15 protein-coding genes, 1 tRNA gene, 1 rRNA gene and 1 other RNA gene are annotated in these 21,764 nt (G+C 57.6%); 11 read left to right on the top strand and 7 right to left on the bottom strand.

The genetic code is table 11. The annotated features are described in order from the left end of the window. Window positions 1-25 precede the first annotated feature (25 nt). Genes C8273_RS09780 through C8273_RS09770 form a run of 3 tightly spaced genes read right to left on the bottom strand, consistent with a single transcriptional unit; the run spans window position 26 to window position 2,665 of the window. Complete coding sequence (locus C8273_RS09780) at window positions 26-1,297, bottom strand: glucosaminidase domain-containing protein (RefSeq protein ID WP_106627521.1); 1,272 nt, start codon at window positions 1,295-1,297, stop codon at window positions 26-28. A gap of 16 nt (window positions 1,298-1,313) precedes the next feature. Continuing rightward, window positions 1,314-2,090 carry a class I SAM-dependent methyltransferase gene (locus C8273_RS09775; RefSeq protein ID WP_106627520.1) on the bottom strand — a complete coding sequence of 259 codons (777 nt, stop codon included), beginning with the start codon at window positions 2,088-2,090 and terminating at the stop codon, window positions 1,314-1,316. Beyond that, on the bottom strand, window positions 2,087-2,665 hold the full coding sequence (locus C8273_RS09770) for an HD domain-containing protein (protein ID WP_106627519.1): 579 nt from the start codon (window positions 2,663-2,665) through the stop codon (window positions 2,087-2,089). The genes C8273_RS09775 and C8273_RS09770 overlap by 4 nt, the downstream gene beginning before the upstream one ends. Window positions 2,666-2,809: 144 nt before the next feature. Between C8273_RS09770 and pheA the strand changes: the two genes are divergently transcribed. Both pheA and aroF read left to right on the top strand, forming a co-directional pair. Continuing rightward, on the top strand, window positions 2,810-3,673 hold the full coding sequence (gene pheA, locus C8273_RS09765) for a prephenate dehydratase (RefSeq protein ID WP_407695414.1): 864 nt from the start codon (window positions 2,810-2,812) through the stop codon (window positions 3,671-3,673). Window positions 3,674-3,688: 15 nt separating this feature from the next. Continuing rightward, a complete protein-coding gene (gene aroF / locus C8273_RS09760) occupies window positions 3,689-4,723 on the top strand; it encodes a 3-deoxy-7-phosphoheptulonate synthase (RefSeq protein WP_106627517.1) in 1,035 nt (344 codons plus the stop codon). 73 nt (window positions 4,724-4,796) lie between these two features. Here the strand turns inward: aroF and C8273_RS09755 are convergent, their stop codons facing one another. The 4 genes from C8273_RS09755 to pyk form a co-directional block, all read right to left on the bottom strand. Beyond that, complete coding sequence (locus C8273_RS09755; protein ID WP_234344003.1) at window positions 4,797-5,147, bottom strand: type II toxin-antitoxin system PemK/MazF family toxin; 351 nt, start codon at window positions 5,145-5,147, stop codon at window positions 4,797-4,799. Next, entirely contained in the window at window positions 5,134-5,325 is a 192-nt protein-coding gene (locus C8273_RS09750; protein ID WP_106627516.1) for a hypothetical protein, read from the bottom strand. The genes C8273_RS09755 and C8273_RS09750 overlap by 14 nt, the downstream gene beginning before the upstream one ends. A 66-nt stretch (window positions 5,326-5,391) precedes the next feature. Continuing rightward, window positions 5,392-5,763, bottom strand: a complete 372-nt coding sequence (locus C8273_RS09745; RefSeq protein ID WP_106627515.1) for a RidA family protein — start codon at window positions 5,761-5,763, stop codon at window positions 5,392-5,394. Window positions 5,764-5,838: 75 nt separating this feature from the next. Further along, window positions 5,839-7,254, bottom strand: coding sequence for a pyruvate kinase (gene pyk, locus C8273_RS09740; protein WP_106627514.1), 1,416 nt, complete (start codon window positions 7,252-7,254; stop codon window positions 5,839-5,841). A gap of 181 nt (window positions 7,255-7,435) precedes the next feature. Here pyk and C8273_RS09735 point away from each other — a divergent pair, with 181 nt between their 5' ends. The 9 genes from C8273_RS09735 (at window position 7,436) to C8273_RS09690 (ending at window position 21,701) form a co-directional block, all read left to right on the top strand. Further along, a complete protein-coding gene (locus C8273_RS09735; protein WP_106627513.1) occupies window positions 7,436-8,869 on the top strand; it encodes an alanine/glycine:cation symporter family protein in 1,434 nt (477 codons plus the stop codon). A 6,563-nt stretch (window positions 8,870-15,432) separates the two neighbouring features. Next, the gene (pfkA, locus tag C8273_RS09725) at window positions 15,433-16,398 is read left to right on the top strand and encodes a 6-phosphofructokinase (protein WP_106627511.1); all 966 of its coding nucleotides are present in this window, start codon (window positions 15,433-15,435) and stop codon (window positions 16,396-16,398) included. Between the two features lie 119 nt (window positions 16,399-16,517). Further along, window positions 16,518-16,608, top strand: a tRNA-Ser gene (locus C8273_RS09720). A 33-nt stretch (window positions 16,609-16,641) separates the two neighbouring features. Further along, an RNA gene (ffs, locus tag C8273_RS09715) (signal recognition particle sRNA small type) lies at window positions 16,642-16,741 on the top strand. A gap of 77 nt (window positions 16,742-16,818) precedes the next feature. Continuing rightward, the gene (dnaX, locus tag C8273_RS09710) at window positions 16,819-18,651 is read left to right on the top strand and encodes a DNA polymerase III subunit gamma/tau (RefSeq protein ID WP_106627510.1); all 1,833 of its coding nucleotides are present in this window, start codon (window positions 16,819-16,821) and stop codon (window positions 18,649-18,651) included. A 58-nt stretch (window positions 18,652-18,709) separates the two neighbouring features. Next, the gene (locus C8273_RS09705; RefSeq protein ID WP_021683849.1) at window positions 18,710-19,036 is read left to right on the top strand and encodes a YbaB/EbfC family nucleoid-associated protein; all 327 of its coding nucleotides are present in this window, start codon (window positions 18,710-18,712) and stop codon (window positions 19,034-19,036) included. Window position 19,037: 1 nt separating this feature from the next. After that, window positions 19,038-19,634, top strand: a complete 597-nt coding sequence (gene recR, locus C8273_RS09700) for a recombination mediator RecR (protein ID WP_106627675.1) — start codon at window positions 19,038-19,040, stop codon at window positions 19,632-19,634. A 1-nt stretch (window position 19,635) separates the two neighbouring features. Continuing rightward, entirely contained in the window at window positions 19,636-19,875 is a 240-nt protein-coding gene (locus tag C8273_RS09695; RefSeq protein ID WP_106627509.1) for a pro-sigmaK processing inhibitor BofA family protein, read from the top strand. Window positions 19,876-20,157: 282 nt separating this feature from the next. Continuing rightward, window positions 20,158-21,701: ribosomal RNA gene (locus C8273_RS09690) — 16S ribosomal RNA — on the top strand. The last annotated feature ends 63 nt before the right edge of the window (window positions 21,702-21,764 follow it).

Here is a 21,764-nt window from a genome sequence, read left to right as displayed (position 1 = left end):
AATGTTCCTCCTTCCCTAAGAGGCGTTACTTTTTCTTGTGCTTCTTGTCACCCGCATCCTTCAGGCAAGCCTGCAAAAGAATCTGGTTGATGAGGATGTCGGTGTTTGCGGGGGCGATGGCGGCACCGTCGGCAAGTGTCTTCCATGCGCCCACATAGTCCTTTGTGTGGATGAGGGCGACGGCGAGGGCACTGTAGCTGTCAGCGTTCTGCGGATTCCGGCGGATGGCATCACGCAGAGCGGCGGCTGCCTTCGTAGGATTGTTCTCTGCAAGGAGGATGCGTCCGTAGTTGTGGAGGGCGGCGGCATCATCGGGCGCGACTTTGAGGTAGACTTCGTATGCACGGCGTGCGTCTTTTAGCTTGCCGGCACCCGTATGGGCGAGGGCGATACCGAGGTAGGGTTCGGTGCGCTTTGTATTTCGTTTCTGTGCGGCATTGAAGTCGTCAAGAGCCGCTCCGTATGCGCTGCGGTGCAGATAGACGAGCCCGCGATAGATATATCCATCGACATCACCCGCCTGCATGATGTGTGCGTTTGCGGCACGCAGTGCGGCGTCGGAGCCGTCGGGCATACGTGCTGCATCACGGATCATGAGGATCTCCTGCCCGTAGTTCTTGCCGGGGACGGCCCAGACACCGTTGAGCTGTGTCCAATTTGTCAGCTTTCCGTAGATATCGGGGCGATTCGTGCGGATGAGATCATAGCGCGGGTCGACGATGGGCTTCGTTGGGCGTTCTTTGCGGCTGTAGGCGAGGAGATGCTGGATGTGAGCGCGTGCGCCGGTGCGCATATCGGGGAAGGAGAGTCCCTTTGCGCCGTTCCCCGTGGCTCCAAGTCCGCAAAAATTGTTTTGCTTCCAGTCCACGTCGCCGCCGTAGGCAAAGAATCCCGTTTCCTTAAACGCCTGCGCGAGCGCAACATCGGCACGGACGCCCTCGTGCTCCGCTTCCTCGTAGTATGCGTGCACGAGTTCTGCGGGCGTACCCGTGAGCTTTGGATTCGGGTTGCGGCGCAGAAGATAGGCAAGCATCTGTTCTTCGGTTGCCGCTGCCTCACCGGCGATGGTAACTGAGGTCGGTGCGGGGAGGGGCATTTTGAGAATGTCCTGCTGCATGGCGGGCAGAGCGAAATGCAGACCTGCGGCAAGTTTTGCATCGACGCTCATTCCCTGCGGGATGGCGGCAGGAATGATGGGGCGCGGGATGGAGCCGGTTGTTTCTGTCGCCTCTGTGAGTGTGGGTATGCAGAGAAGGGCTGCTGCGGCGAGTGCGGCGGGGAGTGTTCGGAGGAACATCGGTGTTTTCCTTTCGTTACTTCGTTCCATAGAGCATGCCAATGCCGCGCATCATAAAGCGTACGGGCGGCGGCATGGGGATGCTGCGTTCGGTGTTTGGGATATAGGACACGTCGGCGATGCCTTTTTCCTGAAGATAGGCGACAAACTCGTCCATATTGCCGTACATGTCCCTGTTTCCAAAGGTGTCATGCAGGGCGAATGCGCCGCCCTTTTTCAGGACGCGCAGCGCCTCCTCGACGAGCATGAATTTGTCCTTCTGCGTGCGTACTTCGTGGAAGACAAAGTTGCTGACGACGGCATCGAAATGGTTGTCAGGGAAGTCCAGCTTTGCCGCATCTCCGTGTTGGAAACGGCAGTGCTCCGCAACCCCCTCGGCGGCAGCGTTCGCCTCGCATTGTTCCTGCCCGTAGTTCCACATGGGTGGCCAGTAGTCGATGCCCTGCACCTCGGCGAGAGGGAATTTCTTTGCCATGGCAATGCTGAGTGCCCCCGAGCCGCAGCCGACCTCAAGTGCGGTGCCCAGTCCGTCCCATGGGAGTTGATCGAGCAGATAGGCGTGGATGCGGCGCATCAGTCCGCCGCCCTCAAAGTCAAAGACGCGGCGGCAGTAGTACATATAGAGGACGACAATGGTTGCGACGAACGATAGGATGGCGAGGATGAAGAAGGGTGCAGTCACACAGTCATATATGATCGCATAGAGCACCGTGAGTCCATAGAGTACAGCGGCAATCGCTGCAAGCGTCTTCATCATCGGCGTAGAGATCCAGTTGCCGTAGTTTGTTTTCATATCGTCTCCTCCTCTTTCCGTGCGGCGATGACCTCGTCCACTTCGTTTGTGACCTCTGCGCGCAGTTTTTTGAGTGTTGGCGAAAACGCCGCCTCCTTCATGCCGTATGTGCGCTGCAGATCGTACTCAAGTGGAAGCCACGTTGCGGGATCGCCCTCGTTGTGCGTAATGACTGCCTCCATGCGGTCAAGCGCGCGGACAAGACGCGCCTCTTCGGTTTCCATTGCGTCCATCTCGGCAAAGAGGGCATGTACCTCCGCTGCGTACGGTGCGGGCAGCGAATCAATCCATTCGTCGCGCAGTTCGTGCTCGCGCCTCCGATCAGCATCCGTCTTTTCAAAGGTCGGGATATCACCCGTAAAGACTTCGCCCATATCGTGCAGCAGTGCCATAAGAAGTACACGCGTGAGGTCGGCATGGGGGAACGCATCGCGCAGAAAATATGCCATCAGCCCCATCCGCCAGCTGTGCTCCGCGACACTCTCCTGCCGCCCCGACTTCATCCACGCATGGCGTGTGCGCTCCTTGAGTCCGGCAATGCAGTGCATGATGGTGAGGTACTCCTTTGGCGTCATGGCTGCCCCTTTCATTTGATTGAGAAACTGTTTCTATTATAGCACAAGCAGGACGCGAGGAAAATGAGGGCGGAATGAAAGTGTTTCCCATTGCCCTTGCCAACGTGTTGTGCATATAGTATGATAGAACCCTGTATAGGAGGAATGTGTGTGAGACAGAGAATGGGCGTCTTGGGACCCGTTGGAACGCACAGCGAGGCGGCGGCGCTCTACCTCATGGAGTGGCAGAAACTTGACTGCGAGATCGTCTGCTTCGGCGACATCGGTGAGTGCCTGCACGCGGTAGAGACGGGCGTGGTGGATGCGGCGTTCGTGCCTGTCGAGAACTCGCTTGAGGGAGCGATTGCCGTGACGCTCGATGCCCTTGCACGCTCGGATACACTGCGCGTGCGGCGTGAGGTAATATGGCCCGTGCACAACTATCTCATGGCGCGGCGTACGGATGGAGAGATCCATGTGATCTACTCGCACGCACAGCCCATCGCGCAGTGCGGGGAGTTCCTGCTGCGGCACTGTCCGCGTGCGGAGATCATCAAGACCGCGAGTACGGCGCGCGCGGCGGAGATCGTCGGCGCATCTCCCGTGGAAGCAGGGGCGGCGGCAATCTGTACGCGGCGTGCGGGAGAGCTGAACGGACTGACCGAGATTGCGGGCAGGATCGAGGATCGCGGCTCGAACTGCACGCGGTTCTTCGAGGTGGTGCGCGAGGGGGCGCTTGCGCCGCCCACAGAGATGCCCGATACGGTGCTCCTTGTTTGCCAGATTGACGGCTCACACGCGGGGGCGCTCTACGATGTGCTCGGCGAGTTTGCACATCGGGCGGTGAATCTTACGCGGATTGAGTCGCGCCCCGCGCGGACGGAGCTTGGCGCGTATATGTTTTTTTTCGATCTCGATGCGCACAGCGATGCGGATGCCGTCCGCGACTCCATCAATGCCGTCGCACAGAAGAGCGTCTGGCTCAAGGTGCTCGGCGTTTTCCCCGTGCACACGGCACACAATGAATAGAACAGGAGAGATACAATGGTTGTTATTATGAATTCGGATGCCTCACAGGAGGATATTGAAAGCGTCATTCGTGCCATTGAGGAAAAGGGGCTTGAGGCGAAGGTGATGGAGGGCGCGCGGCAGAAGATCGTCGGTGTCATCGGTGACAAGACGAAGCTCGCCGCAACACCGCTCGATGCCATGCACGGCGTCGAGACCACCGTTGCCATCTCCAAGAGCTACAAGCTCGCAAGCCGCGAGTTCCACCCTGCGCCGACGGTCATTGACGTGCGCGGCATCAAGATCGGGGACGGAACCCCCGTCGTCATGGCGGGACCCTGCGCCGTTGAGTCGCGCGAGCAGCTGATGGAGACGGCGGAGATCATCAAGGCGGGCGGCGCACAGTTCATCCGCGGCGGCGCGTACAAGCCGCGCACCTCGCCCTACGCATTTCAAGGGCTTGAGGAGGAGGGGCTGAAATACCTCGCCGAGGCGCGTGAAAAGACGGGGCTTGCCGTTGTGACCGAGGTAACGGTGGTCGAGGCGGTGGATACGGTCGCTGCCTACGCCGATCTCCTCCAGATCGGTGCGCGCAATATGCAGAACTTCGGACTCCTCAAGGCAGTCGGACGTGCGGGCAAGCCGGTCATGCTCAAGCGCGGACTCGCAGCGACCATCGACGAGTGGCTGAACGCCGCTGAGTACATCATGAACGAGGGCAATCCGAACGTCATCCTCTGCGAGCGCGGCATCCGCACGTATGAGACGTATACGCGCAATACATTCGATATCAGTGCGATTGCGGCGATCAAGCATCTCTCGCATCTGCCGATCATCGCCGACCCGAGCCACGGCACGGGTAAATGGCGCATGATCAAGCCCATGTCCCTCGCCTCGATTGCGGCAGGTGCAGACGGACTCATCATCGAGGTGCATCCGAATCCCTCGCGCGCACTTTCCGACGGCCCACAGTCACTCACACCGGAGAACTACAACGATCTCATGGAGAGCGTACAGAAGCTCAGCCGCTTTATGAAGGAAGAGAAGATCGAGCCGATGGTGATGGGGTAAAGTTTTTTGTAAATATAATAGCCCTCCTGCGTCAATATAACGCAAGAGGGCTATTGCTTTTTCTTGAAAAATGTCATCTGGTTCCGATGCCGTGATGCTCCATGTAGGTCATAAGTGAGTCGGTGATATTGTTCCAATCTTCATCGGAAACACGTCCAAGTCTTTTCCGAAAATCTGAGGTTGGAATGACGATGGTCTTGCTGATGCGCGCCGTAGAAATATGATCCAGAGGAATATCATACCAATCGAATACCTCGATGTCGTATTCATCCCGCGGGTATGTTGAGGTGAACGGAACAGATAAGACGACTGCCTGTTCCGCAATGACATCAATCACCAATACGGGGCGATATTTGCCCTCCGTTGGCTGATCCTCGTAACCAACCCATGCAGACCACACCTCGCGTTCTCTAATTTGCCGCAAGATACCGTACCTTATGCTGATGCACAGGATGGGCTTCCTCGTCCCATGCTTCGTCCTTCATCCACGGATCGTCTTTGGGGAAAAGGCAATGCCCCTCTTCGTCATGCTTGCAGTTTTTATATGCCGCTGCATATACTTCCTGACGATGTTTCTCCATAAAGTCGTTGAAGCTGCGCATGGAATCCACCTCCTACAATCACATTATATCAGACAAATGACAATAAGGATAGCGGAAAGTTGCCCATCAAGCCTCGGCGATGACTTCGATCTCGCAGAGTGCACCCGCGGGCAGTGCTTTTGCCGCGACGCAGGAGCGCGCAGGCTTGCCCGTGAAGTGACGGGCGTAGACTTCGTTGAACGCGGCGAAGTCGTTCATGTCCGCGAGGAAGCAGGTGGTCTTGACGACGCGCGTGAGGTCGGTGCCGGAGGCGGTAAGCACGGCTCTGAGGTTTGCGCAAACCTGTGTCGCCTGCCCCTCGACGGTGTCCGACGTAATCTTGCCTGCGGCGGGATCAATGCCAATCTGCCCCGAGGTGTAGACGAGGTTACCGACGCGCATCGCCTGACTGTAGGGACCGAGGGCGGCGGGGGCGTTATCGCTGTGAATTATCTGCATGACGATCTCCTTTTCATAAAAAAGGAAGCCGTTTCGTACACGAGCGGCTTCCTTTCGTTGTTCTGCAGCAAATCTTTACTGGATGGTTGTGACGCGGACGGCGACCGAGCCGCCCTCGTTGTAGGTCATACCTGCAACCATGACGACCTTGTCGCCCTGTGCGACGTAGCCATGTGAGAGTGCACCGCGTGTGCAGGACTCGATCATGTCCTCGACGCTCGTCCACTTGCGTCCCTGGATGGAGTAAACGCCCCAGCGCAGGTTGATGTGGCGTGCGATCATCGGGTTCGGCGCGTATGCAACAATCATCGCCTTCGGACGGTACTTCGACACAACGCGCGTCGTATAGCCGGACTGGGTCGGCGTGAGGATCGCGGCGGCACTCGTCTCGTATGCAAGCTGGACGGTTGCGTGCGAAACGGCATCGGTTACCGAGGAGCGCTCGCGGATGCTGCGCGAGCGGATGATCGTATCGTATTCGAGTGATTCCTCCATGCGCAGGGCAATGGTGCTCATCGTCTTGACTGCCTCGACAGGGTAGTCGCCGCTTGCCGTTTCACCCGAGAGCATGATGGCGTCCGCACCGTCGAAAATCGCGTTGCCGACGTCGGAGACCTCTGCGCGCGTCGGGCGCGGGTTCGTCGTCATGGACTCCAGCATCTGCGTTGCCACGATGACGGGCTTGCCGACGGCGTTGCACTTACGGATGATTTCCTTCTGGATGACGGGAACGTCCTCTGCCGGAACCTCGACACCGAGATCACCGCGTGCGACCATGATGCCGTCCGAAACCGCGAGAATCTCGTCAAAGTTGTTGACGCCTGCGAGGTTTTCGATCTTCGGGATGATCTCCATGTGACCGCCGTGCTTTGCGATCAGGTGGCGGATCTCCTCCACGTCCGAGGGACGCTGGATGAAGGATGCCGCGACGAAGTCCATGTCGTTCTGAATGCCGAAGATGATGTCGCGCTCGTCCTGCTCGGAGATTGCGGGCAGACCCAGCTCAACCCCCGGTGCCGCTACGCGCTTGCGTGTCGACATGGGGCCTGAGTTCTGGATTGTCGTCACGATGTCCTTGCCGCGAACCTCATCGACAACAAGTCCGACGAGACCATCGGAGAGGAGCAGCGTGTCACCCGGCTTCACCTCGTTGTAGAGGTTCTTGTGGTTGACGCTGACGTGTGTCTCATCGCCCGGCGTGTCATCGTGGGTCAGCGTGAACTGCTTGCCCTTTTCAAGCTGTACCTTGCCGTCCTTGAACTCGCCGAGGCGCATCTCCGGTCCCTTCGTGTCGAGAATGAGCGAAATGACCTTGCCCGAGCGCTCCGCTGCCGCACGTACCTTGTTGATGCGCACGAGATGCTCCTCGTGCGTGCCGTGCGAGAAGTTGAAGCGCGCACAGTTCATTCCATTCTCGATGAGCGCGTCGACGATACCGTCGGGATCCGTCGCCGGACCCTGTGTGCATATAATTTTTGTTCTTTTCAGCATAACATATCCCGCCTTTTATCCCTGAAACCTATAACTATTCATATTCTACACTCTTTTGCATGAGAAGTAAAGAATCGGCGACATAAATCTCTACGTCATTAAAGAATACAGGAATGCAATTTGACAAACCGCCGCTCCATCCATTATGATTTAACGTATTCTTTATGGGAAGGGTGATTTTATGGATTTCTTTAATTCTGTGGTCGGCTCAATCAACGATTTCCTATGGACTTATATCATCATCGTTGTGCTTGTCGGCAGCGGACTCTGGTTCACAGTCTCGACCGGACTCGTTCAGCTGCGTGCACTGCCCGAGATGGTACGCCTCCTCGCGGGAGATCTCGGACGGCGGCCGAGCGGGCGCAAGGCGATCTCCTCGTTCCAGGCGTTCTGCGTGAGTACCGCCTCGCGTGTCGGTGTCGGCAACATTGCGGGCGTTGCGATCGCCATCGTGACGGGCGGCCCCGGTGCCGTGTTCTGGATGTGGGTTATTGCCTTCATCGGTACGGCGACAGGCTTCGTTGAGAGTACACTGGCTCAGATCTATAAGATTCCGCGCGGACACGGACTCTTTCATGGCGGGCCTGCGTACTACATTCAGAACGCGCTCGGGCAGCCCGCCGTGGCAAAGCTCTTTGCCGTGCTCATCTCCGTGACATTTGGTCTTATCTATGTGTCGGTGCAGGCGAATACGATTGCGCTCTCGATGGAGAAGGCATTCGGCATCGATACTTGGCTCATGGGTGCCGTTCTCGCCGTTCTCGCGGGTGTGGTTATCTTCGGCGGCATCCAGCGGGTCGCGGCGTTCTCTACCCTGCTCGTGCCGATCATGGCGGGCATCTATCTCGTCATCGCGTTCATTACCATCGTTTTGCACATCGATCAAGTGCCGGCGATGTTCGCTCTCATCCTGCATGACGCATTCAGTCCGCAGGCAGCGGTTGGCGGCGGCATCGGTACCGCCATCCTGACCGGTATCCGCCGTGGACTCTTCTCGAACGAGGCGGGCGAAGGTTCGATTCCAAATGCAGCGGCGACGGCGAATGTCACCCACCCTGTCAAGCAGGGGCTTGTGCAGGCGTTCGGCGTCTACGTCGATACGTGGATTGTCTGCTCGGCGACGGCGTTCATTGTGCTTCTCACGGGGCAGTATACCATAGGCGGCGACACGACGGGCATCGCGCTTGCGCAGGATTCACTCGCGAGCGTCTTTGGACCGTGGGCATCGAGCCTTCTTGCCGTGCTCATCTTCCTCTTTGCCTTCAGTTCCGTGGTCGGCAACTATTATTACGGTGAGATCAACATCCACTTCTTTGGTGAGAACACAGGGAAGGCGCTCTTCATCTACCGTCTCGGTGTCGTTGCGATGGTGTTCTTTGGCTGCATCGCGGCGCTCAATCTCGTGTGGAATCTCGCCGATCTCTTCATGGCAATGATCTGCCTTACGAACCTCTACGCCATCGCACGCCTCGCACCTCTGGCGCGCCTTGCACTCACGGACTACCTTGAGCAGAAGGCGGCAGGGAAGAATCCTGTATTCGATCCCTCCATCATGCCGGATCAGCGCGGCATCGCGGGGTGGAGCGAGGATCAATTCCACGCTCAGAGACATTAAGGTAAAACTATCTTCCTATATGTAAATACATCAATATAGAAACGTCGCAGAGATGAAAACTGCGGCGTTTTTTATTTTTATGATGAGCCTATTTCCTTTTTGGATTCAGTGTGGTAGAATTGTCCCAATTAACTAAAAGAATCGATATATTTTATGGTTTGCGTAATTTAGGAGGCGAACTTTTTGTTCAAAGAAAAGAAATCACATCGTCTGGCACTGTTTGTTGCGATCACGCTCGGCGGCACCGGATTCCTTTCGTCTGCACCAAATGTGTCTGCGGCGGATGTGACGATCGATGCATCGAACGCACCGTCAGATAATGTCTTCGTACCCGGTGGCGGCCCTGCGATCGGTACGGCGGCCGGGTATGTTGGGGGAGAGAGTGACATCAGCAATGTTGCGGACAATACGCTGACGTTTAACGGGCGCGCCCTTCCCTATGATAAGTTCCTGTTTGGCGGCATTACGTTCGGCACCGGAAATGTGACGGGGAACAAAATCTTTGTCAATCCGGCGACGGCACCGCTCACATCCTCTGTTGATGCCGTGCATGGCGGTATGGCGAGCGGGGGTGGCAGCGCCGAGAACAACCATGTCGAATTCAACGGTAACAACCTCAATTCTGACTTGGGCGGTGGTACGACCGAGAGAACCGGCACGGGCATCGTCCGGGGCAATACGGTGACGCTAAAAGGCGGCAGCGTACAGGGGGATATTTACGGCGGCACGGCGTGGCGTGGAGCCAATGGCGACGTGCTCCACAATACGGTGAAGATTGAGGGCGGCGCAATCACAGTTCATGGGCAGTCGGTCTATGGCGGATATACGGACGGTACGGGCAAGGTGTCGACCAACCATGTCGAGGTTTCGGGCGGCTCCTTGTATGATGTCTATGGCGGTGTGTCAGAGAACGGAACGACCGGAGACGTGACAGGGAATACGGTCGCTATTTCAGCCGGAAGGGTGCAGGATGTCTATGGTGGTCAAGCACGCGGCGGAAGCACCACAGGCAACACAGTCACCATCACGGGCGGTACAGCACAGGATATCTATGGCGGTCAAGCGAGTGGCGGCAGCGCCACGGGCAACACGGTCACCATTACGGGCGGTACGGTGCGCAGTATTGACGGCGGTCGCTCGGGGCAGGGGGCGACGGGGAATACGGTCAATCTCGGCGATGGGAAAAGCGACTATGCGGGACAGGTCAACGGTATTATCAATGGCGGCAGCGGCATGGCCTATGGTGCAGATTATCGCACGGGCAATACGCTGAATGTCTATGATAATGCAGGTGCTGCCAACATAAGAAACTTCGAGAAGATCAACTTCCACTTCAATGAGCATGTGAACAAGACGGCTGCGATGCTTACGCTGTCAGATGCCGGTGGGACGACGATCGGAAGCCTCGGCGAACTCACGGTGGAGGGCGCACACAACCATAAGGGGACGCTGATTAAGAATACGCATGGCATTACCATCTCGGATGGTGAGAATCGTCTCACCAAGACCAAGGCGGACGAGCACAGGGAATTTGTCCTTGCGAAAACCACAGACAGCAAGCAGATTACCTACGAGGGGTATGCGTTTGCGCATCAGAACACAGCGACGACCGTTGCGGAGGGGGCTGACAAATATACATGGGGCGGGCGCTCCGTCATCGGAAACGCGACGCATCATAATGTGATTATCGTGGACAGCGGCACGCACACGAATGTCTATGGCGGCTGGACGAGCGGCACGGGTACGGATGCGGCAGATAAGGACAGCAGCGATCATAACGAAGTGACCTTCGATGGTGCCGGCACGCGTGCGAACAAGATCTACGGCGGCTATGCCGATACGAATGCGGGGAAAGCCGAGCATAACACGGTCACAGTCAACAATGGCAAAGTAAGCGCTGCTGTCTATGGCGGTGCTGCCAGAGGTGCAGGAAATGCGGACAACAACACGGTGCGCATTAAGGGGGCTGCAACGGAGATTGCCTCCATTTATGGAGGTTTCGCGCGGGGCATGGGGAGCGCAACGGGAAACAAGGTATATTTTGATGCGGGAACGGTATCCTTTGCAGAGTGGATGGTCGGCGGACAAGTCGGACGCAGCGGAAATGCAGAGGACAATCTTGTTGAGGTCAATGGCGGCAAGACCTCGTCGCTGTATGGCGGTGTTTCCAGCAGTTCGGATGCGACGGGGCATATTCTGCGAAATCATGTCCGCGTTCACCGAGGGACGATTGACGGCAAGGTCTACGGTGGTGTGCTTGATGAGGCACGCGCGACGGGGGACGTGACGCACAATACGGTGATGGTCAAGGGCGGCGTACTGAAGCGTGAGATCTACGGCGGTGCAATCGAAAAAACAAACTCCACGGGCAGTGTGATGAACAACGAAGTCACCATTGCGGGGGGCGAGGTCAAAGATATCCTCGGTGGTTTCGTGCGCGGCAGCGGAAAGCTGACGGGGAATGTCGTCACCATCACGGGCGGCAAGATACAGGGCACCGTGTATGCGGCAAGATCCAACGGCAACAGTGAGATCAAGGACAATATCGTCAATCTCGGCGACGGGAAAAACGAGCTGGCGGCAGACACTGAGATCGCAAAGTACATCTTCGGCGCGTTCGGCGTAAACCGTGCCTCCTATGCGGGCAATACGCTCAATGTCAAGGCGAGTGCGCGTGCGAAGAACATCGTCAATTTCAATAAGGTCAATTTCTACTTTACGGATACACTTCAGCCGAAACTGACGCTGCGGGATTCGATAGGGACAAAGCTTGGGAGCCTCAACGATATTACGGTTCATGGCTTGCCGTATGCGTCCTCCGGCACGCTGATCGAGAACAATACGTCCGGTGGCATCACCATCCGCGACGGCGTGACCTCGGTCGTAACGACGGGTGATACCGCAGAGATGACGCTGAGCAAAAGCGGCGACAACAAGAAAATCAACTATACGCGGCTGATCTTCAAGGGAGCGCGCGCAGCGGAGACGGATGGATCGGATGCGTGGGGCGGACGCTCTGTCATTGGCAATACAACAACGGACAATATCGTTGCGGTTGATAGCGGCACGTATACGAACGTGTACGGTGGCTGGACGAGCGGCGCGGGTTCGACGGCGGACAGCTCCAAGCAGAAGGACAGCACGCTCAACAAGGTCACGATTGGCGGGGCTGCGGCGATTAGCGGCACAGTGTACGGCGGTCTGACCGATGTCGCGGGCGGCAAGGCGACGGGCAATACCGTCACGGCTACGAACAACCTCAACGCCGACATCGTCGGCGGCAAGGCTGCGGGCGAAGCGTCGCACAACACGGTCACGGTCGGCAGCGCTGCCGTCAACTCCATCACGGGCGGCGACGGTGCGACGACGAAGGACAACACGGTCAACATTGACGGCGCGACGGTCACGAACAAGATTGTCGGCGGCACGCAGGCAGACGGCACAGGCAACACGCTGAATGTCAAGNCTGCCGTCAACTCCATCACGGGCGGCGACGGTGCGACGACGAAGGACAACACGGTCAACATTGACGGCGCGACGGTCACGAACAAGATTGTCGGCGGCACGCAGGCAGACGGCACAGGCAACACGCTGAATGTCAAGGGCGTGAACACGGCTCGTAACATCGGCGGTTTCCAGAAGCTGCACTTTGATACGACCGGTGTCACGGGTACAATGCTGACACTAAGCGACGGTACGAACAAGACCAAGGTCGACTGGAACACGTTGACGGTGGGCGGCAGCGGATACAACATTACCCTGCTGAAGAACGATGCCGGCATCGACTTTGGCGGCACCTACACCGACGGTGCGGTAAAGTCCGGCCTGAGTGCAGATCAGCAGAGCGAGATCAACGTCGGCGTTTCTGCGGACAAGAAAGCGATCACGTACTCCGGTTATCGCTTCACGGGTGTAGCGCAAGCTCTTGTCGAGGGAACAGCGGCGTATGGCGGCATTTCCAAGGCGGGCAACGCAACGCATCACAACGCGATTACTGTCAATGGAAACTATGACGCAGTGTACGGCGGTCACACGTCGGGAACGAGTGACACGGCGGCTCAGAAGAAGCACAGCCACGACAACACGGTCACCATCACGGGCGGCACGCTCGGTAAGGTTTACGGCGGTTACACCGACAGTGCAGACGGTACGACAAACGATAACACCGTGAGCCTCGGCGACGGGACGCATCCGCTTGCGCCAAATACAACGGTTGCAGCACTCTACGGCGGCAACAAGACCGCTGCTGGCAACACGCTGAACGTCAACACGTCGGCGACCGTCGGCACGATTGAAAACTTCTCCACAGTCACCTTTAAAAACGGCTCCTCCAAACTGACACTGACACAGGCAGGAGCGAGCATTGACCTTGACACCATCAAGGCAGGCTTTGCGGCGACGGAACGTGAAGATGTACTCGTTGAAAATGCAAACGGACTGACCCTACAGGGCGGAAAAACACTCCGCTCCGATCTGAGTGCGGACGGTACGAAGGAAACGAACATCGAGGCACGCAGCGGCAACAAGGAGATTGTGCGCTACGGGTACACCTTCAAGGATGCACGGACGGCAACAACCGTCGGTGCAGAAACATGGGGCGGCCGCTCGAAGGCGGGCAATACGACCACGGGGAATGAGATCACGCTCAGCAGCGGAACGTACACGAACGTGTACGGCGGCTGGACGAGCGGCGCGGGTTCGACGGCAGACAGCTCCAAGCAGAAGGACAGCACGCTGAATAAGGTCACGATTGGCGGGACTGCGGCGATTAGCGGCACAGTGTACGGCGGTCTGACCGATGTCGCGGGCGGCAAGGCGACGGGCAATACCGTCATGGCTATGAACAACCTCAACGCCGATATCGTCGGCGGCAAGGCTGCGGGAGAAGCATCGGGCAACACGGTCAGTATCGATCATGCTGCCGTCAACTCTGTCACAGGCGGGTATGGTGCGGTTACGAACAACAACCGTATCAACCTCCGCGGCGCGAAGATCACGGGTATAGTCACGGGCGGTACGGCAGCAAGCGGCACGGGCAACACGCTTGCCGTTTCATACGGCATGAAGACAACGGAAATCGGCGACTTTAGGGGCATTCAGAACCTCCATTTTGATATGGAAAAAGCTCCGATGGACGGCACCGCGCATACCATGCTGAAGCTGACGAATGTCGGAGGTGAAAAGAAGCTTTCCGATGCGCACATCGATCTTCGCCGTGACGGTGCGGCAGAGAAACTCAAGGTAGGCGACAAGATCACGCTCATGGAGAACACGAGCGGGGGCATCACCTTCGGCGAGAATCTGACAGCGAAGGGCACGGACGGCGTGACACGCGACTACGAGTTCGCGATTGCGTCGGTGGACAAGACACTTATCGCAACAGTCACAAAGACGAGCTTGGGCGAGCAGTCCAAGTCCTTTGTCGAGACACGTACGGGAGCGAGCGCATTCCTGAACGACGGTGCAGACTTCATGGCAGGTGCGGGTCTTGATGCGGCAAAGGCAGAGGCTGCGCGTGCTGCGGCAGCACCGGGCGGTGCCGCATACGGACTCTGGGCAGGGATGGGCGGCGGCGCGCTCCGCCACAATACCGGCTCCTATGTCGAGATAAAGGGCTGGAATCTCGGTGTTGGCTGGGCACGTGAGAACGCGGTGCCTGCGGGAACACTCACCTTTGGTCCCTTCCTTGAATACGGGCGCGGCAGCTACGACTCCTACCTCGACGACGGCACCCATGGCGACGGTACATCAAGCTATATCGGCGCGGGTGTGGTGGCAGAGCTGGCGATGCGCGGCGGTATCCGCGTGGACAGCACTCTGCGTGCAGGCCGTACCAAGAGCGACTACACAGGGCTTGCAAGCTATGATACCTCGAATGCCTACTACGGCATTCAGGTCGGTGCGGGCAAGGACTTCCGCGTGAGCGAAGCGGCTGCGGTCAATGCGTATGTACGCTATGCGTATACGCATACGGCAGGTGCGAGCGCACATCTCAGCACGGGCGAGACGTATGAGTTCGATGCGGTGAACTCGCATCGCGTGCGGCTTGGCACACGATGGACGTATGGCGATACGGCGCACACGCAACTCTATGCGGGGCTGGCGTGGGAGTACGAGTTTAACGGTGCGGCACACGCCTCCTATCAGGGTGATCGTACGCCCAGTCCTTCGCTGAAGGGCGGGAGTGCGCTGCTCGAACTCGGCTACCGCTTCGCGCCGAAGAGCAGCCGCGTGCGCTATGACCTCCATCTGAACGGGTGGCAGGGCAAGCGCGAGGGCATCACAGGCAGCGTGTCTGTCAAGTGGATGTTCTGAGATCGAATGCAGTGATATAAACGGGCTGTTGCACGAAGTTTTCTCGCTTCGTGCGACAGCCCTTTTTATTCTGTCAGCTGTATCGCTACAAGCCTCCTTCCACCGCTTACGCTATCGACGATCTTCATTTTATCGGGGAATCCTTCAATATTTTCCGCGAAAGGCTTTACTTTTCGTGTGTGCTTTCGTAAAATATAGAGCAGATAGTGATTCGCGTAAGCGCTGCATAGAGGACGGGGGATGTTTTTATGCTGAAAAAGGCAATCGCAGTAGTTACGTCGGGCGGTGACAGCCCGGGGATGAACGCGGCGGCACGCGCGGTGGTGCGTACGGCAATCTATGAGGGTGTCGATGTCTATGGCGTGCACAATGGTTACAGCGGCATGGTGCATGACGATATTGAGCAGCTCACAACGCGCAGCGTCAGTGATCTGATCCAACGCGGCGGTACCTTCCTCGGTACAGCACGCAGCAAGTCGTTCATGACACCCGAGGGGCGTAAAACGGCGTTTGAGAATCTGCGTAAGCACGGCATTGAGGGGCTTGTGATCATCGGCGGCGACGGCTCGCTCACGGGCGGGTCGCTCCTCAGCAAGGAAACGGGGATGCCGATTGTGGGGCTGCCGGGGACGATCGACAACGATGTCTGGGGCATGGACTATACGATTGGCTGTGATACGGCGTGCAATACGATCGTGGATGCGATCAACAAGCTGCGCGATACGGCATCGGCGCATCGGCGTATCATCATTGTCGAAGTCATGGGGCGCCACTCGGGTTGGCTCGCCATGATGTCCGGCATTGCGGGCGGTGCAGAGTACATCCTCGTTCCCGAGGTTGCGTTTGAACTTGAGGAGATCAGCTGTGAGCTGAAGGCAATGTATGAGGCGGGCAAGCGCTACAGCATCATCGTCGTCGCCGAGGGGGCAGGTTCTGCCGTGGAGATCGGCAAGATCATTAGCGAAAAGACGGAGATCGACACGCGCGTCTCGGTGCTTGGACACATCCAGCGCGGCGGCTCGCCGACGGTGGAGGATCGCATCAAGGCATCCATGCTCGGCGAGAAGGCAGCGCTTGCCATCATCTCGGGCGTGAGCGACGTGGTCTTTAGCTTCAATGAAGGACAGGTCGTTGGGGTGAACCTCTTCGAGGCGGTCAACAATACGAAGACGCTCGACCCGGAGCTGGTGCGTCTCTCGCGCGTGTTGGCATAGTGGGAAATATGGGGGAGTCGTTGTGCACGGCTCTCCTTATTTTTTTCTTGACAAGGACGCGTGAATCATGCTAGACTGTGAGGCGTTGCAGAAGTGAATAGCTTTTTTAGAGAGCACGTGGAGAGTTGTCCGAGTGGTTGAAGGAGCACGCCTGGAAAGCGTGTGTGCGGTGATACCGTACCGAGAGTTCGAATCTCTCACTCTCCGCCATTTTTATTGATTTTTCTCAGGGCGGGCTGCAGTGTCTTGGTCTCGCGCAATGGGGCCCTGTGAACCCCGTCAGGTCCGGAAGGAAGCAGCGGTAAGCGGATCGTCTCATGTGCCGTGAGGGTGCCTGGGGACTGTGGCCTGCCGTGGGAGAAATCGCGTGAATTCGTTGCAGCCCTGCGGGGCTGCTTTTTGTTGTTGGGAGGGGTCGTCATGTCCTATGTCGCGCTCTATCGCCGTTGGCGACCGGAGAGCTTCGCCGATCTCGTGGGGCAGGAGCATATCAGCCGTACGCTTGCACGGGCGATCACGGCGGGACAGACGAGCCATGCCTATCTCTTTACGGGGCCGCGCGGCACGGGCAAGACAAGTACGGCGAAGATCCTTGCACGTGCGCTGAACTGCGCCGAGGGACCGACGCTCACGCCCTGTGGTGTCTGTGACTCCTGCCGATCCATCAGCGATGGTTCATCGATGGATGTGTTTGAGATCGATGCGGCATCGAACCGTGGGATCGACGAGATCCGTGACCTGCGCGAGTCCGTGAAGTTCGCGCCGACGGCGGGACACTACAAGATCTACATCATCGATGAAGTACACATGCTGACGACGGAGGCATTCAACGCACTGCTTAAGACGCTTGAGGAGCCGCCCCCGCGCGTGATCTTTATCCTTGCAACGACGGAGCCGCACAAGGTGCCCGCGACGATCCAGTCGCGGTGTCAGCGCTATGACTTCCATCGGATTACGGTGATGGAGATCCGTGACCGGCTGATCCATGTGTGCAAGGAATCGGGCATTGCAGCAGAGGAGGAGGCACTCTCCATCATCGCCGTGCAGGCGGACGGCGGCATGCGCGACGCGCTCTCCATCCTCGATCAGTGCACGGCACTCGCCGAGGGCACGCTCACGGTGGATCGGGTTCAGGAGGTTCTTGGACTCGTCGGACACGTGTGGATCGAGAAAATGGCAATGCAGATCGCAGATCGTGATGCAGCGGCACTGATTGTGCAGCTTGGCGAACTGCTGCAAAACGGGCGTGAACTGAAACAGATTCTCGCGGAGCTCGCACAGCATTTCCGCAGCCTCATGGTTGCCGGCGTGGGCGGCGTGCTCAGTGCGGCAGAGTTCTCGGACGCGCAGACGGCGGCGCTGAAGGAGGCAGCATCGCGCTTCACGCAGGAGGAAATCATGGCGATCTTGCGGACGCTGAATGAGACAATGCAGGAGATCCGCACTTCGCCGCAGCCGCGCATCGCTGTCGAGACTATGCTGATCGGGCTTTGTCGACCATCGGAAGGCGGGAGAACGGAGAACGCCGCCGTTTCTTCTTCCAATCCCGCAGACACAGCGCGCATCGCGCGGCTTGAGGAGGAGGTTCGACGGCTCGCGGCACGGCTTGCGGCGGGAGCTGCACCTGCGTCGTCTGCTTCGGCGGGGAAGGCATCCGCCGTTGCATCGCCTGAGCAGTCTTCTGCACCTCCCGCAAAAGCAGCGCCCGTAAAGACACCCTCCGCGCGGCAGACGGGCGCGGGCGTGTCCACAGAAGGGGCACCGCGTCAGCTGGACGGAGCGCTCTGGAAGAAGTTTCAGGCGCGGCTCAAGGAGCGTCACAAGCTTGCGGCATCCCTCCTCTCGGGGGCGGACTATGAGGGGGCGACGGAGACGCATTTCTTCATCCGTCCCGCAACGGATATGGCACGCGATTACATTACGAAGCGTCACCGTGGCGTCTTCGAGGAGGTCATGACCGAACTCGCGGGGCGTCCCCTTGTTGTTGTCTGCACGGGGGGAGAGGAAGATGCTGTGCCGCCGCCGTCTGCTGCAAAGACGCCGGAATACCCTGCGCCCGTGGCAGAGCTGCTCAAGATTGCAGGGGAGGGAGCGCGCGTGGAGGAGGTCACTCCGTCCGTAAAGCCTCCCGTGCAGAGGCCGGCGCCACCGCCCGTGTCGGAGATGGAGCCATACGAGGTGTATGAGCCGACGGCGGACGAAGAGGCGGAGATGTTCATGGATGATGAACTTCCGCCCGATGAGAACACTTGACGTTGCAGACAGTTTTTGTTAGGCTAGACACATCATTTATATATAAAGGAGAGTTACTATGTTCAATGGCGGCGGCAACATGGCCGGTATGATGAAAAAAGTCCAGAAGATGCAGAATGAGATGAAGAAGATGCAGGACGAGCTGCGCAAGAAAACGGTCGAGGTTTCCTCGGGCGGCGGTGCGGTGAAAATCGTCATGGATGGCGAGAAACAGGTGCAGAGCCTTATCATCGCTCCCGCAGCGGTCGATCCCGAGGATATTGAGATGCTGCAGGATCTCATCTCGGCTGCGTTCAATGAAGCAACGAAGAAGGTCGACGAGATGATGGCGCAGGAGATGGGCAAACTCACGAGTGGACTCGGACTTCCGCCGGGACTCCTCTGAGATGCAGCATATTGCACCGCTCACGCAGCTCATGGAGCAGTTCCGTGCGCTGCCCGGCATCGGAGCCAAGACGGCTGCGCGCCTTGCCTACCATGTCCTCGACATGGACATGGAGCGGGCGCGTCGGCTTGCTTCTGCCATTGTTGAGGCAAAAGAGAAGATTGGCTTTTGCTCCACCTGCTTCAACCTCACGGACAGCGATCCTTGTGCGATCTGCATGGCGGAGAAGCGTGACCATACAACGATCTGTGTTGTCGAGCAGCCGCCCGACGTGGCAGCTATGGAACGCATGAATGACTATAACGGAGTCTATCACGTTCTGCACGGCGCACTCTCGCCGATTGAGGGCGTCGGACCGAACGATATCCGCATCCGTGAGCTTGTCACGCGCGTCGGTACGACAGATGTGCAGGAGGTCATCGTTGCGACCAACCCAAACGTCGAGGGCGAGGCGACGGCGATGTATATCGCAAAACTGCTGAAGCCTATGGGCGTGCGCGTCACACGAATTGCACATGGGCTGCCCGTCGGCGGCGACCTCGAATATGCGGATGAGGTGACACTCTCACGCGCCATGGAGAACAGAAGGGAGATCTAGATTGGATATCATTGCAGGCATTGCCATCGGCATCGTTGTGTTCGCAATTCTTGGAAAGCTCATCGCGCTGCCGTTCCGCATTCTGTGGAAACTCATCACGAACAGCATTGTCGGCGCCATCATTCTATGGGCCATCAACCTCTTTGGTGTTGGCATCGAAATCACATTTCTCAAGGCGCTCATTGTCGGTATTCTCGGCATCCCCGGCGTTGTTCTCGTGCTGATCGCACATGTGATGTGAGCTCCCGCGAAAAACTTGAGAAAAAAGTTGAAAAAGGGGGTTGACGAGGAGAAGCCTCCTGTGTTATATTATGACAGTCGCGCCGATGAGGGCAGCGGGAACGGCGAAAGCCCCCGAAACCAAGAATGGCGCAGGATGTACCCTGAAAACTACACAATGCAAAACATGTTAGAATTAAATCTAACAAGCCAGATGCAACATCGTTGATGTCAGTCAACGAACACAATTCTTTTACAAGAATGAACTTTTGAGCCAACTCGGCTCTCACATAGACTACGGTCTTTCGCGGAGAGTTTGATCCTGGCTCAGGACGAACGCTGGCGGCGTGCTTAACACATGCAAGTCGAACGGGATGATTTAGAAGCTTGCTTTTAGAGAATCTAGTGGCAAACGGGTGAGTAACACGTAGACAACCTGCCGACAGGATGGGGACAACATTCCGAAAGGAATGCTAATACCGAATGAAGCGGAGGAGAGGCATCTCTCTTCCGTGAAAGATGGCCTCTGAATATGCTATCACCTGTCGATGGGTCTGCGTCTGATTAGCTGGTTGGTGAGGTAACGGCTCACCAAGGCGACGATCAGTAGCCGGTCTGAGAGGATGAACGGCCACATTGGGACTGAGACACGGCCCAGACTCCTACGGGAGGCAGCAGTGGGGAATCTTCCGCAATGGGCGCAAGCCTGACGGAGCAACGCCGCGTGAGTGAAGAAGGTCTTCGGATCGTAAAGCTCTGTGGACGGGGACGAACGTGCGGAGTGCAAATAGTGCTCTGTAATGACGGTACCTATCGAGGAAGCCACGGCTAACTACGTGCCAGCAGCCGCGGTAATACGTAGGTGGCGAGCGTTGTCCGGAATCATTGGGCGTAAAGGGAGCGCAGGCGGGCATGTAAGTCTTTCTTAAAAGTGCGGGGCTCAACCCCGTGATGGGAAAGAAACTATATGTCTTGAGTACAGGAGAGGAAAGCGGAATTCCCAGTGTAGCGGTGAAATGCGTAGATATTGGGAGGAACACCAGTGGCGAAGGCGGCTTTCTGGACTGCAACTGACGCTGAGGCTCGAAAGCCAGGGGAGCGAACGGGATTAGATACCCCGGTAGTCCTGGCCGTAAACGATGGATACTAGGTGTGGGAGGTATCGACCCCTACCGTGCCGGAGTTAACGCAATAAGTATCCCGCCTGGGGAGTACGGTCGCAAGACTGAAACTCAAAGGAATTGACGGGGACCCGCACAAGCGGTGGAGTATGTGGTTTAATTCGAAGCAACGCGAAGAACCTTACCAGGCCTTGACATTGACTGAAAGTGCTAGAGATAGCACCCTCTCTTCGGAGACAGGAAAACAGGTGGTGCATGGCTGTCGTCAGCTCGTGTCGTGAGATGTTGGGTTAAGTCCCGCAACGAGCGCAACCCCTGTTCTTTGTTGCCATCACGTAAAGGTGGGCACTCAAAGGAGACTGCCGCGGAGAACGCGGAGGAAGGCGGGGATGACGTCAAGTCATCATGCCCCTTATGGTCTGGGCTACACACGTACTACAATGGAACGGACAGAGAGCAGCGAACCCGCGAGGGCAAGCGAACCTCAAAAACCGTTTCCCAGTTCGGATTGCAGGCTGCAACTCGCCTGCATGAAGTCGGAATCGCTAGTAATCGCAGGTCAGCATACTGCGGTGAATACGTTCCCGGGTCTTGTACACACCGCCCGTCACACCACGGAAGTCGTTCACACCCGAAGCCGGCGCAGCCGTCTAAGGTGGGGAAGGTGACTGGGGTGAAGTCGTAACAAGGTAGCCGTATCGGAAGGTGCGGCTGGATCACCTCCTTTCTAAGGATTAAGAGAAACCTCACGGTTTGAAATCTTAGGTCGGTCATTTGGCTACGTTTTGCA

The organism is Candidatus Centipeda massiliensis (assembly GCF_900290285.1).
GTDB classification, from domain to species: Bacteria; Bacillota; Negativicutes; order Selenomonadales; family Selenomonadaceae; genus Centipeda; species Centipeda massiliensis.
The sequence above is the reverse complement of the archived record's forward strand: the minus strand, read 5'-3'. Positions and strand labels throughout refer to the sequence as shown.